Raw genomic sequence first — 12,333 nt, 5'->3', positions numbered from 1 at the left:
GGCCTACTGGGAGTCGATGATGGCCATGAACGGCGTCACCGGCTCCGCACGGTACGTCCCCTGAGATCGAGGAAGCTTGTGTCAACCCCGCGCAACGTGAGAACCACCTTCGGCTTCTACCCGCCCGAGGACAACCCGGCGGCCTGGCAGGCTAACCTGAACACCTTCGGCAGCGCCCTTGAGCGATCCTTCCCCGGCGCCGTCCTGGAGCCCCGGGTTGACGCCTTGCGAGGTGTGGACGTGCTGGACTTCGACATCGAGATCACGCACGACGTCTGGGTCACGGGAACGGCCGCCATGCCAGCCCCTGACTACGCCTACGTCACCGTCGCAAACGTGACGGCCGACGAGGCTGCCCTGTTCGCGCAGTGGCTCCGTGACTCATTCGTCCCCTCACCAGCCGCCGTGCGATTCATCAGCAGCGCGGCCATGGAGATGGGAGAAGAGACTCCCTCACCACTGCCTGCCACAGGCGACTCATCCGAGATCGAGGCCGTCCTGCGGAACCACCTCACAGTCGCCGGTGTCGAGTGACACATGCAGGCGCAGCAGTTCCTCCTTGACTACGCCGCCGAGCACGGCAGCTGCCTGCTGTACACCCTCGATGGCTCCCTCGCCCTCACCGTTCTGGGGCCTTCTTCTGCGTTCACAGGAGGTGGGGGACGTGCGCCTGTCGCGCCCGGTCCTTGTGATGGAGGAGTGGCTGGAATCGGAGTACTACCGCGACCGCCTGCCGCGCCGGACGAAGCCCTGGCACCGGTCAGCGCAGCCGCATCACAGTGAGGACCGCGCGCCGGGTGGTTCCCGCTACGACCTTCACCACCACGTTGCCGACGGGGGGCGTGTAGGAGTCGCTTCGTGAAAGAAGGCGAAGACCTCCCGCCGCAAGGATGCCAACGTGCACGAACTGCCCGAGCCGAAGAAGAAGACGGCTTGCGAAGAAGCAGCCGGCCAAGAAGACCGCGAAGAAGTCCAGCGCATGGTGGCCCCGAAGCGCGTGATGCCGGTTCCCCATGAGGGATCGCGCCCGGCCAGGACTTCGGCAGCGTCCCCTGCGATTGCGTGGATGGCTGTCGGTGTGAGGTCTCAGGAGATGCTTGACCGTTTGTGCTCTAGACATGGTTGACACGTTCGGCTGAACGTCTGCCATCACCCGACCACCGATGCTGCAGGGCTGCTTCCGTCGGTGACGTGGATGTTCAGCAGTTGGCCGAGTACCGCTACCGGGCTGTCCGCGAGGTGCTCGGTGGGTCCCCGATCGGTGAGGTCGCGGCCCGGTACGGCACCTCGCGTCAAACGTTGCACAGCTGGCGGCGACGGTTCGAGCAGGAGGGCATGCCCGGTCTGCTGGATCGCTCCCGGCGCCCGCGGAACAGTCCCACGCGCCTCTCTGCAGAGGTTGAAGCCGAGATCTGCGAACTGCGTCGCCGGCATCCCCGCTGGGGTGCCCGCCGGATCTCCCACGAACTGGCTGCCCGCGGGCTGGAGTCGGCGCCTTCGCGGGCCACGGTCCATCGTGTGCTGTCCCCGCAACGGCCTCGTCCGCACCCAGGAACAGCAACATCCGCGCAAGTACCGCCGGTGGCAGCGCGAAGCGCCCATGCACCTGTGGCAGATGGACCTGGTCGGCGGGGTGCCGCTGGCCGACGGCCGGGAGTGCAAGATGGTCACCGGCATCGACGACCACTCTCGGTTCGTCGTGATCTCCTCCGTCGTGGCCGTGCCCAGTGCCCGCGCGGTGTGCTCGTCCTTCACCGCCGCGATGCGCCGTTACGGGGTGCCCTTCGAGGTCCTGACCGACAACGGCAAGCAGTTCACCGGCCGTCATACCCGCCCCCAGCCAGTCGAGGTGCTCTTCGAGCGCATCTGCCGGGAGAACGGCATCACCCAGCGGCTGACCAAGCCGCGTTCACCTACCACCACGGGCAAGATCGAACGTTTTCACCGCACCCTGCGCGAGGAGTTCCTCGATCATGTGGCGCCGTTCGAGTCGCTGGCCGCGGCCCAGGAAGCGATCGACGGCTGGGTGCACGCCTACAACCACCAGCGCCCGCACCAGGCCCTGAGCATGGCCACGCCGGTCAGTCTCTTCCGTCCCCATGCTGCCGTCCGCGGCGGTGACCAGCATCCCGAACAGGCCGTCGCCGAGCCGGAGTTGTCCATTGAGGTCGTCGAACCCCCCGTCCTGCCCCCGCAGGGCACCGCGATCGAGTTCGACGTGCGGGTGCCGCCCAGCGGCGAGATCACCCTGGTGACCGGCAGGCAGCGAGTTGGCATCCACCAGGCACTGGCCGGCCGGACGCTGACGGTCTGGGCGAATCACCGCAGCGTCCACTTCCTCCTCGACGGGCACCTCGTCACCACCGTCCCGTCCCGGCTGCGGCCGGAGGACCTCGCCTACCTGACCATGCGCTACGGAGCCCGTCCGGCCGGTCCCGAGCCCGCACCCCCGGCCTTGCCCAGGGCCCGCAGCGGCACGGCCATCCTCGCCGCCGGCGAACCCGTCGAGGTCGACCGCAAGGTCCATCGCGACGGGATCGTCTGCCTGGCCGGCGGCCGCTACCAGGTCGGATTCGCCCTCGCCGGCCGCACGATCACCCTCCGTCTCGACGGACACCTCATGCACGCCATCGCCGACAACGCCCTGATGGGAACGTGGCCCTGCCCCGTTCCGGCCGACCGTCTGGGGCAGATCGACGGGGCACGGACGACCTCCCCGCTGCCGCCTCCGCCCCTGCCTGCTGGTGCTATCCGGGCCCAGCGCAAGGTGCATGCGAGCGGCCGCTTCATGATCAACGGCCAGTTCATCAAGCTCGGCCCGCGGCATGCGGGAAAGATCGTCACCGTCGTCATCGAGGACACCCACTACCGGATCCTGCACGGGGAGGACGAACTCGCTGTCAGGCCCCGCAAGAACCTCGGGCCGATCACCAGGCTCTACGTCAAAGGCATGGGCACCCAGAAGGACCGTCAAGGATCTCCTGACGACAAACCGTCAAGGAAGTCCTGAGACCTCACACCGACACTGGCGCGAGCGGGAGGCCGCAGGGTCCGCCGCCGGCGCTCCGCGTCCCGGCGGCGAGCTCACCCCACCAGGTCGGCCACTGACCAGACCCGGACCGGCGAATCCCGCCGTTCCGGCTTCGCGGAAGCGGCCCGCTCGGCATCCGTCCCACCTCGACGGCCAGGGAACCTTCTACAACGCACCGGTGACCGGCTGCTGACACGAGGCCAGCACAATCGAACTGCCCCCGCTGCTTCCCAGGGCGGGGGCACGCCTCTTTCCACCCTCCCACCGAGAGCCCCATGATCCAGACCCTCCTCAACGACCACGCCCTGATGGGCACCGTCCTCGGCGTATGCGTTCTCGCCGGGTTCATCGGTCTCCTCGTAGCAAAGGCCACGCATCGGCCGCTCATCGCCAGCTGTCTGACCGCGACGTCGACCGCACTGATCCTGGGCGCAACGCTGTACCCGCTTTCCCCCAACGCCCCCGCGAACAACGTCTGCTACATCGAACGTGACCCTCTCATCGGTGCCGTCACCACCCAGGGCCTCATGAACATCGCACTGTTCATACCCGCCGCGGCAGCCTGGACCTGGCTCACACGACGCCCCACCTCCGTCGCGCTCGCCCTCGTCGGAATGTCCGCCGGCATCGAAACCGTCCAAGCCATCACACCGGGCATGGGCCGCGCCTGCGACAGCACCGACTGGATCACCAACAGCATCGGCGCACTCATCGGCACCGCAGCAGCCGCGCTCGTCCTCTGGCACCGGCACCGCAGCACCCATCTCACCCGGACCGGCCGACACTTCGTGCGAGCCTTCTCCGCCGCCATGATCGCCATCGCCGCGCTCTGCGCCACCATAGTGACACCCGTCATGTCCGACGTGGCGTGGGCGCACGACGCATCCGATCCGCAGCGTAAAGCGGCCCTTGAAGCAGCCAAGGAGTTCCTGCCGCGCACAGCGCACGTCGTGAAGGTTCAGTTCGCTTCCGGCTCGGGAGACACAGGAACCGTGCAGCTCAGCACCGACAAGGGGTCCCTGTTGATCGACTGGCCTTCACGAGAAGTGCAGTCCGGAATGATCGATCCGGCCTCTGAACGCGGAGCACCCGCGCAGGATCACGTATCCGACGAGGAAGCGGCCAAGGTGGCGAAGCGCTTCATCGACGACTATTTCCCCTGGGTCCTCCCGGCAAAGCAGTCCATCAGCCGGGTGGGACCCCACGACGAGGCACGCCTGGTGTCCTGGCGCCGCTACAAAAATGACGTGATGATGCCGATGCGCATGGACGTGGTGATCAGGCCCGGCGGACACGTCGCGTCATTCGCCGCACGTCACGTGAAGGACCCTGCGCTGCCCAAGGTCCGCATCAGCCAAGGCCAGGCTGTCAACGCCGCTTCCGTGGCGCTGGCCGTTCATCCGGTGGCCTCGTCCGTGCTTCTCGCCGCACGCGATGAGCAGGGCCGGTGGCGCCCGTACTGGTTGATCACTCCCAAAGATGTTGTACAGGACGGTGCGGTCCTGGACGGCGTACCCGACAGCTCCACCACGCAAGCCAGGAAAGCCCTTGTTGACGCGGCAACTGGCAACATCAACGACAGGATCGACCTGGACACCGGTCCAAACGCCGAATAGGTTCCGTCTCCGGCTCTGCTGGTCCGAGGAGCGTCCCGAGCTTCCGTAGACATGGCAGAACAGGCGGTCCGGGCTGGTCAGCGCGTCGGGCTGCAGGCACGGGGAGACATCAACGGCCAGGACCAGGCGCCCGTCGGCGGCCTTGGGCTGCGGCAGCATGGCCAGTGCCTTGCGCAGCCTGTCCACGTCCATGCGGCCCTGGTTGAGCGCGTCGTGCAACGCGCCGTGTCCGCGTCGGTGTTCAGCCAGCAGCGTCAGGCCGACCGGCGAGGTCACCGGGCCGTTCTCGCAGAGCATCGCGCTGCAGAGCTCGAACAAGGTGTCACCTCGCCGGGTCAGGCAGGCGTAGAAGTCCTCCCGAAAGTGGGACGTGAAGTCGAATGCGTCGTGCTGGGCATCGTGGTGCACCAGACTCACCTCTGCGGCCTTCGGATGAACGTGATTCCGTGGCGGAACGCATGCTCATGCGAGGGCGGTCCGCCTGTCCGGCGAAAGCTCGTCTGAGTGATCAAGTTCGGGACAAGGTTCGAGGCTGCATCGTGTGACGAGAGCTCAGCTTCCAAACATCTCGTCGATGGCGGGCATCGGCTTCCCGCCCGGATGCCAGCCATTGAGGAAGCTGGCCTGCCTGCCGACGTCTACGAGTTCGATCCGGGCACCGATGCTGTCCATCTGGTGATAGGCGAACGGTCGACCATAGGGACAGCCGGAGAAGTCCACGGGCATGCCCTCTTCTTCCAGACGCTGGGAACCGTGCCGCACATCGCTGGTCCAGAAGCCGATGTGATCGAACCTGGCTCCCTTGGATGCGTCCCAGGGACTGTCTGACGGCCCTTCAATGAGCTCGATGAAGGGCGGCCCGCCTGCGGTGAAGACGATGCGGTAGTCCCACTCACCGAGCCGGTCGGACAGAGGATCATTCCACTTGACCCCGGCCGCACGCTGAAGGTCCTGCATCGCCTGCTCGATGTCCGGGACCACGAAGCACACATGGTAAAAGGCAGTCATTCACTCATGATCGAGCACGTCACCCCAGAGGCCCAGAGGTTAAAAGACTTCCCAATAGCGGTCGTCAAGGTGCGGCGGCGATCGAGGGACGGGGTTCGTAGGAGGTTTCGTCGCGGATCACGGCCCAGAGAACGTTGAGGCGTCGGCGGGCCAGGGCCAGCACGGCCTGGACGTGGCTCTTGCCCTCAGTTCGTTTGCGCTGGTGGTAGCGCTGGGACACGGGACAGCAACGGACGCTGGCCATAGCGGCGAGATAGCAGGCCGCGGTGGGAGCGGTGAGGCCTGCGTAGATTGCCGCGGATGCGGCCGGAATCACGCGGGACTGGGGCCAGGCCGGCGAAGCCGGCCAGCCGATCCGGGGTGCTGAATACACCCAGGTCTCCGCCGGTTGCCGCGATGAACTCGGCTCCGAGTCGGGGCCCCATGCCGGGCAGTGTCTCGATCACCTTGGCATGCGGGTGCCCGTGAAAGCGGGCCTCGATGAGCGCATCCAGTTCGTCTATCTCCGCGTCCAGGGCCAGCACGCCCTTCGCGATCCGGGCCACCATGGCGGCGGTTGTTGCGACTTTGGCTGAAGAGGGCCAGCGGGCAGGCCAGTGCGGCGTGATCTGCTACCCCCGGTCGATGGTCGCCGCCGGCGCGGCCCCGGACGTGGGGCCCGGGCATCGGGAGCGCCCAGGCGCGCGCCGGCCCGAACAAATCCGCGCACGAGTGCCGAGAACGCAGCAAATACTCACCTCCCGCCGTGTTGCGTTGCGGCTCGCCAGCAGTCCTGCCTGTCCCGTTGCGTCCGCCGGGCGCACTACGGAACTCTTCCATCGCGTCGGTGACCTGGCCGGCGTGGCTGGTCGAGGCAGCTGAGAGAGACCGCAGGGAGTGCCAGCGCTCAATTTTCATGCGACACACCGAGGTCGTGACGCATAGCGGTTCGCATGGTTCGGAGCATGTCCCAGACCTCATACTGGGCCTGGGCCGCGGTCTCCATCGTTTCGCCTGGTCCGGGGGCACCGCGCTCGAGGCGCTTGACCTGACCGTAGACCTTGTTCAGGGCTTTGTTGACGGCACTCGCTTTCATGAGTACCTCTTCGGGGCGATCATCTGTGCTTCGGAGTATCGATCGCGATGCGCGTTCTTCGCCTCGTCGAGTGCGTCCCTGTCGGCGTCCTCCGCGCCGCGTTCCCTTATGACGTGCAGGTGGCGGTTGAGTGCGGTGGTGAACTGCCGGGCATCCCGGTTGAGTTCCACATAGCAGGTGCGTCGCAGTGAACGGTTTTCACGGATCTCTTCGTGGTCACGAACGAGTTCTATTTCCCGGCGCTTTGCCCGCTCGGAGCCGCGTTGGGTGAGGAGTGATCCTCCCAGGGTTCCTGCGACGCCTGCCACCGCGATGATCACTGAGCTGAGATCCACCGACGCACTCCGTGAACTTCTTCGGCCTCGTGCCCGCTGCACATGGCCCAGGCCGTCAAGTTTGCCGTTCCTCGGTGCGCCGGGGTTTGGTGCCGGTCTTGTGGTGGGTGGGCCGCTGGTAGGGCTGGCCGGTGGCGAGGACTCGGCCCACGTCATGGAGGGTGGCGGGATGCCTGTTCTTCGAGCCCGGTGGCCGGCCTGGGCCGGGTCGGCCGGGTTTCGGTGCGCTGGCTGGTGAACCGGCCGCTGAACGGAGGTTCCTGAGCCCCCGTCGGACGCGGGCGGGAGTGAGCCGTTCGGGTGGGGCCGGCTTCTCCCAGGGGTGCCGCAAGTCCTGCGCGAGCGGCCGGGCGAGCCTCAGCTGGGCGTGGGCGGCGACCACGAGCCAGGTCCAGCGGTCCGCGGCCTCGGGAGTGCGGATCTTGGGGCGGGTCCAGCCCAGGGTCTGCTTCCAGAAGCGGGAGGTGTGCTCGACGTCGAACCTTCTCAGGAAGGTCTGCCAGCAGCGGTCGACGTCAGCCGCGGTGGCGCCGGACTTGGACCACCACAACCAGACCGGCTTCGGGTCACTGCCCGAGGGCAGGTGCTCGACCTGACCATCCACTGAAGGACCGGCCGAGGCTCAAGATCGGCTCAACTCGCTGGAATCCGCCCGGCCACCGGTGCATCCTCCTCGACAAGACCACGTACACCAGGGGGAACCGATGAAGACCTTGCTCGGCCGCGTCGTGATGCGTGTTCGGGACGTCGTATCCGGGCGCCAGGATGTCAAGGAGTACGGCGACCCGGAGGCCCATCGCCGCGGGCCCCACAACCGCGACGCCAACCTCGCTCACCACTACATCCCGACACCGCCGCCGGTCCCCATGAACTTCACTACCGGCATGTAGTGCGGCGCGCACACGAACGCCTGTCGACTCGCTGACCTACTCGGCCGGGCCTTCCTCAGCGTGCCGGACCGCGCGCTTCACGGTCTGCTCCACCTCATAGCGGCTGGCCTCGGTGGCTTCGGCGTGCGCGGTGATGGCCGCCTGTACAGCCTGGGATGCCTCGCGCCACCGGCGTCACTGGGCGTCGTACTCGTCACCGGCTAGACCTGCGAGCTTTGCGCGTTCCTCCTCGGCGGATCTTTCCAGCTTGATCAGCTCATCGGGTACTTCTGCCACGGGCATGGATCCTAAGTGGCGGGTGCGGCGGGCCGGGGATCGTACTTACCACCCGATCGGGTAGAGCCGTCCCTGGCTGCCGGGCGGGTCGCGGGCGGGAGCCGGTACGAAGATCACGAACTGCCCGTGATGTTCGAGAGGACTCCTGTCTCGTGCGTCTCGCCCGTACCGCTGCCGCCGCTGTCGCTGCTTTCACCGCGCTTTTCATCCCGACGACCGCGCACGCCGCCCCGGCTGCCGCCGCACCCGGTGAAACCGTCATCGCCCCCGTGCGCGATCTCCTGGCTCAGCTCCCGGTGCGCGCCGAGGACCGTTCCGGTTATGAGCGTTCGAAGTTCAAGCATTGGATCGACGCGGACAAGGACGGCTGCAACACGCGTGCGGAGGTGCTGAAAGCCGAAGCGGTCGTGGCTCCGGTGCAGGGGCCGAAGTGCGCGCTGAGCGGGGGCGAGTGGTACTCGCCCTACGATGACCGCTACATCGACGGCCCGAAGGGTCTGGACATCGACCACCTGGTCCCGCTGGCCGAGGCCTGGGACTCCGGCGCCTACGCCTGGACGGCGAAGGAGCGGGAGGCTTACGCCAACGATCTGGGCGACGACCGGGCGCTGATCGCGGTGTCGGCCGCCTCCAACCGGTCTAACTGGCTCTAACAAAAGCGGTTTGATCATGTGACTGTCGGCTTGGTCGCTCGTTGATGCGAGCATGGGGAAGCGTCAGTCGCGGCCGTGGATCGTGTCGGACGAACTGTGGTCGCTCATCGAGCCGTTGCTGCCCGAGCCGGCGCCGAAGCTGGTGGAAGGGCGGCCGCGAGTGCCCGACCGTCAGGCCTTGTGCGGCATCCTGTTCGTCCTGCACACCGGCATCCAGTGGGAGTACCTGCCCCAGGAGCTCGGCTTTGGCTCGGGCATGACCTGCTGGCGGCGCCTCGCGGCCTGGAACGAAGCCGGCGTCTGGGACCAGCTGCACCAGCTGCTGCTGAACAAGCTCCGGTCGAAGAACCAGCTGGACTGGTCGCGGGCGGTGATCGACTCCTCCCACGTCCGGGCCGCCCGCAGGGGCCCAAAAGCGGACCCAGCCCGGTCGACCGCGCACGCCCGGGCAGCAAACACCACATCATCACCGACGGCCAAGGCATCCCGCTCGCGGTGTCGCTGACCGGCGGAAACCGCAACGACGTCACCCAACTGCTGCCACTGTTGGACAAGATCCCGGCAGTTGCCGGAGTCGTCGGACGGCCACGCAGGCGGCCCGACATGCTCTTCGCGGACCGCGGCTACGACCACGACAAGTACCGCCGGCTCCTACGGCAGCGCGGGATCCGCCCCGCGATCGCCGAGCGGGGACAACCGCACGGCACCGGCCTGGGCACCTTCCGCTGGGTCGTCGAGCGGACGATCTCCTGGCTGCACGGTTTCCGCCGCCTGCGCATCCGATGGGAGCGACGCGACGACATCCACGAAGCCTTCCTCGGACTCGCTGTCTGCTTGATCACCCACCGGCACGTCCAGAGGCTTTGTTAGGGCCAGTAAGGCGGACCAGGACCCGTCCACGTGGCTGCCGCCGGCCGCCGGCTACCGCTGCACCTATGTCACCGAATGGGTGGCGGACAAGACCCGCTGGGGCTTGAGCGTCGATGCCGGCGAACAGGCCGCGCTCGCTGAAGTCCTCAGCAGCTGCCCGGATGTTCCCGTCACCGTGATCCGGGCCCGCTGACCTTAGGCCCGCACCCCGGCCTCTGCGCCCGCGCCGGGCGCCGGCTCGTCATCGCCGGCGATCTTTCCCGGGTTCGGCCCCGAACCTGGCGGACGGGCTTCTGCTGTCGGCTCGTTAGCGTTCAGCAGGGAGAGTGGGGGAGAGCGGTATGCACAGCAGGAAGACCTTCCTCGAGGCGGGCGCTGCGGGCTCTGCGCGGCCATGAGGAGGTGGCTCAGCACGGCTGGGTGCTGCAGGGCATGCTGTGCCCCGACCATCACAAGGCGGTGGAGAGTGCCGCGGGGCAGGGCCGGGTCGAGCTGACCCGGCCGGGAGATGCGCGCGGAGCTGTCCGTGTGTGAGGGCGGGCCCGTTGTGTGGGCGGCCCGGCTGACGGGGCACGGCCGGGATGCGCTGGTCTACACCGAGGCCGGCCGCGCCCCCGACCGCCGGCCCGTCGGGCCAGCTGGCGGTGAGCAGCTGGTGGAGCTGCGCCGCTCGGAGATGGACGCGCTGCGCCTGTACGTGCACCTCGGTGCCCGGCTGCGGGTGACGCGGGCCGAGGGCCTGGAGGAGAAGGTGCGCACCGCGTGCCAGCTCGGCAGCCGGTGGGTGCTGTACCTGAACGAGGAGCAGATCGAGTCGGTGGCCTACGCCTTCTACCTGCGCTCGGTGGGCGGCTTTGGCGCTGAGGCCAACCGGTTCGGCCGCGAGTACGGCATCACCTTCCGCCCGACAGGCAGATAGCCGGCCGTACTCCCGCGACGGTAGCTGGCCGGCTGGTTTACGGGCCGGTCCCACAGCGCGCAGGTCGCCTTCTCCGGGTGCGGAGGAGGCGACCTGCGGTGCGTGGCCGTCTACTTGAACCAGTAGCGGACACCGTGGTGGTGGGAGCAGGTGCCCTGCGAGTGCCGCGAGTACGACAGCGAGGCATCCACGCACTTCGCGGTCTCGTACTTGTCCTTGGGCTTTTGATGGTGCGTCCAGCCGCACACGCCAGTGGTGTGGGAGATGCAGTGGTGGGCGGTGTTGGTCGACGGCAGTGTCGCGGCGGACGCCGCGGGTGCGCTGAAGAAGACACCGGCCAGGGCGACAGCCACCACCGAGACGGCAAGACGAGCGCGCAAAGGAACCCCCCTTTGGAGTTGAGCAAGTGCAGGGGGACCCTATCCGGTTTTCAACCGCTTACGTGCCGTTTTGGATTGCCGGACACGGCGGCCGGCTGCAGAGCCCGTGCGGTGCCGACCGGAGCTGTCGCGAGGTGTCTCCTCGGGGAGCAGGGAGCCGATCGTCAGGCGTCGCGTGAGGGGACGCGGGCTGCGAGTTCGGCGGCGAAGTGGCGGGCCTGGGCGCCCCAGTCGTGATCCATCGTGCCGAAGTGCTGCAGGACATCCAGCAGCTGGTGCGCCTCGGTGAGCGTGAGCAGCGGCAGGCGCGGCTCATGCAGCTCCGGCATGCCGAATGCGGGATCGAGAAGTTCGTCCATGTAGGGCGCAACGCATATTGGTCGTCCTGGTTACGGCCAGCCCCTGACCAGGGGTTTACTCCCTTCACGGCGGGCGCGCTGCGCTCCCTGCCCGTCTTGGAGCCGTGAGGTGTGGGTGAAGGCGGCGTGGGGGAGTTGTCGCATCCAGTCCACGCGCGTAGCGCACTGTGCGACGGCTGCGGTTATCTCGTATGTGCATCTCCAACCCCCCACAACCCTTGGAGAGTTCATGCGCCACGCCCTTGTCGGCCTGTCCGCAACCGGTCTGCTTCTGGTCGGTGTCAGTGCAGCCCCGGCCCTCGCCGATCCGCCCGCGCCGCCGCCGTTGCAGACGGCCCGCGCGGAGCTGGCCGCGCTCACTGTCGCCCCACCGCATTCGATGAACGGCTACGCCCGCGACAAGTTCGACATCTGGTCCACCCAGCCCGACGGCTGTACTACCCGCCAGGACGTCCTGGCCCGCGACGGCAAGAACGTCCAGGACAAACCCGACCACTGCCAGCCGGCTTCCGGCACCTGGTACTCGGCTTACGACGACACCACCGTCACCGACGTCGCCAAGGCCACCATCGACCACATGGTCCCCCTCGCCGAAGCCTGGCGCTCCGGCGCCGACACCTGGAGTCCGGATCAGCGCAAGGCCTTCGGCAACGACCTCAAAGACCCCCAGCTGCTGATAGCGTCGGAGTCCGCGAACAGCTCGAAGTCGGACAGCGGGCCGGCCGACTGGAAGCCCACCAACCACGCCTTCTGGTGCACGTACGCCGAGGACTACACCCACATCAAGTCCATCTGGAAGCTGACCACCACCGACAAGGAGAAGGCAGCGCTGTCCTCGATGCTCGACACCTGCACCAACTGACCGACCCTCGACATCAGCCCGCGCTCACCGGGCAGTTCGTCGGTGACCGCGGGCTGTAT

General features: G+C 67.5%; 10 protein-coding genes and 6 pseudogenes. 8 read left to right on the top strand and 8 right to left on the bottom strand.

Translation table 11 applies throughout. The features are described from left to right. From ACWC0C_RS44955 to ACWC0C_RS44945, 3 genes and pseudogenes are all read left to right on the top strand, one after another. Positions 1–534, top strand: a 534-nt coding sequence (locus ACWC0C_RS44955) for a hypothetical protein (RefSeq protein WP_450870717.1), incomplete at its 5' end; no start/stop codon positions are given. A gap of 657 nt (positions 535–1,191) precedes the next feature. Further along, positions 1,192–3,010: pseudogene (locus ACWC0C_RS44950) on the top strand (IS481 family transposase). Between the two features lie 296 nt (positions 3,011–3,306). Continuing rightward, on the top strand, positions 3,307–4,647 hold the full coding sequence (locus ACWC0C_RS44945) for a VanZ family protein (protein WP_450870716.1): 1,341 nt from the start codon (positions 3,307–3,309) through the stop codon (positions 4,645–4,647). Between the two features lie 18 nt (positions 4,648–4,665). Here ACWC0C_RS44945 and ACWC0C_RS44940 read toward each other — a convergent pair. The 6 genes and pseudogenes from ACWC0C_RS44940 to ACWC0C_RS44915 form a co-directional block, all read right to left on the bottom strand. Further along, a pseudogene (locus ACWC0C_RS44940) lies at positions 4,666–5,064 on the bottom strand (transposase); the annotation flags it as partial. 135 nt (positions 5,065–5,199) lie between these two features. After that, positions 5,200–5,655 (bottom strand): VOC family protein, encoded by a 456-nt coding sequence (locus ACWC0C_RS44935; protein ID WP_450870714.1) that lies wholly within the window; start codon positions 5,653–5,655, stop codon positions 5,200–5,202. A gap of 64 nt (positions 5,656–5,719) precedes the next feature. Continuing rightward, positions 5,720–6,209 (bottom strand): annotated as a pseudogene (locus tag ACWC0C_RS44930) (transposase); the annotation flags it as partial. A gap of 332 nt (positions 6,210–6,541) precedes the next feature. Next, the gene (locus ACWC0C_RS44925) at positions 6,542–6,730 is read right to left on the bottom strand and encodes a hypothetical protein (protein ID WP_450870713.1); all 189 of its coding nucleotides are present in this window, start codon (positions 6,728–6,730) and stop codon (positions 6,542–6,544) included. Next, the gene (locus ACWC0C_RS44920; RefSeq protein ID WP_450870711.1) at positions 6,727–7,065 is read right to left on the bottom strand and encodes a hypothetical protein; all 339 of its coding nucleotides are present in this window, start codon (positions 7,063–7,065) and stop codon (positions 6,727–6,729) included. The genes ACWC0C_RS44925 and ACWC0C_RS44920 overlap by 4 nt, the downstream gene beginning before the upstream one ends. 55 nt (positions 7,066–7,120) lie before the next feature. Further along, positions 7,121–7,660 (bottom strand): annotated as a pseudogene (locus ACWC0C_RS44915) (NF041680 family putative transposase); the annotation flags it as partial. Between the two features lie 109 nt (positions 7,661–7,769). On the opposite strand from ACWC0C_RS44915, the gene ACWC0C_RS44910 reads away from it, so the two are divergent. The 4 genes and pseudogenes from ACWC0C_RS44910 (at position 7,770) to ACWC0C_RS44895 (ending at position 10,673) form a co-directional block, all read left to right on the top strand. Beyond that, positions 7,770–7,955: a hypothetical protein gene (locus tag ACWC0C_RS44910; protein ID WP_450870709.1), complete on the top strand. Its 186-nt coding sequence runs from the start codon at positions 7,770–7,772 to the stop codon at positions 7,953–7,955. A gap of 428 nt (positions 7,956–8,383) precedes the next feature. Then, positions 8,384–8,872 (top strand): annotated as a pseudogene (locus ACWC0C_RS44905) (GmrSD restriction endonuclease domain-containing protein); the annotation flags it as partial. 64 nt (positions 8,873–8,936) lie between these two features. Further along, a pseudogene (locus ACWC0C_RS44900) lies at positions 8,937–9,754 on the top strand (IS5 family transposase). A 508-nt stretch (positions 9,755–10,262) separates the two neighbouring features. Then, on the top strand, positions 10,263–10,673 hold the full coding sequence (locus ACWC0C_RS44895; RefSeq protein WP_450870707.1) for a DUF6417 family protein: 411 nt from the start codon (positions 10,263–10,265) through the stop codon (positions 10,671–10,673). Between the two features lie 110 nt (positions 10,674–10,783). Here the strand turns inward: ACWC0C_RS44895 and ACWC0C_RS44890 are convergent, their stop codons facing one another. Together ACWC0C_RS44890 and ACWC0C_RS44885 are read right to left on the bottom strand one after the other, a co-directional pair. Further along, positions 10,784–11,053: a DUF3761 domain-containing protein gene (locus ACWC0C_RS44890; protein WP_450870706.1), complete on the bottom strand. Its 270-nt coding sequence runs from the start codon at positions 11,051–11,053 to the stop codon at positions 10,784–10,786. A 164-nt stretch (positions 11,054–11,217) separates the two neighbouring features. Further along, entirely contained in the window at positions 11,218–11,412 is a 195-nt protein-coding gene (locus ACWC0C_RS44885) for a hypothetical protein (protein WP_450870704.1), read from the bottom strand. Between the two features lie 229 nt (positions 11,413–11,641). Between ACWC0C_RS44885 and ACWC0C_RS44880 the strand changes: the two genes are divergently transcribed. Next, positions 11,642–12,274 carry an HNH endonuclease family protein gene (locus tag ACWC0C_RS44880; protein WP_450870703.1) on the top strand — a complete coding sequence of 211 codons (633 nt, stop codon included), beginning with the start codon at positions 11,642–11,644 and terminating at the stop codon, positions 12,272–12,274. The last annotated feature ends 59 nt before the right edge of the window (positions 12,275–12,333 follow it).

It is taken from the genome of Streptomyces sp. NPDC001709, from assembly GCF_053596375.1.
Note: the sequence above shows the minus strand (reverse complement) of the source record. Positions and strands in the feature narration are given on the sequence as shown.

What these genes read in the sequence shown, in the direction of transcription:
- ACWC0C_RS44895 (WP_450870707.1), top strand. Translation starts at nt 10,263, where the DNA reads ATGCGCGCGGAGCTGTCCGTGTGTGAGGGCGGGCCCGTTGTGTGGGCG.
- ACWC0C_RS44935 (WP_450870714.1), bottom strand. Translation starts at nt 5,655, where the DNA reads ATGACTGCCTTTTACCATGTGTGCTTCGTGGTCCCGGACATCGAGCAG.
- ACWC0C_RS44910 (WP_450870709.1), top strand. Translation starts at nt 7,770, where the DNA reads ATGAAGACCTTGCTCGGCCGCGTCGTGATGCGTGTTCGGGACGTCGTA.
- ACWC0C_RS44945 (WP_450870716.1), top strand. Translation starts at nt 3,307, where the DNA reads ATGATCCAGACCCTCCTCAACGACCACGCCCTGATGGGCACCGTCCTC.
- ACWC0C_RS44880 (WP_450870703.1), top strand. Translation starts at nt 11,642, where the DNA reads ATGCGCCACGCCCTTGTCGGCCTGTCCGCAACCGGTCTGCTTCTGGTC.
- ACWC0C_RS44885 (WP_450870704.1), bottom strand. Translation starts at nt 11,412, where the DNA reads ATGGACGAACTTCTCGATCCCGCATTCGGCATGCCGGAGCTGCATGAG.
- ACWC0C_RS44925 (WP_450870713.1), bottom strand. Translation starts at nt 6,730, where the DNA reads ATGAAAGCGAGTGCCGTCAACAAAGCCCTGAACAAGGTCTACGGTCAG.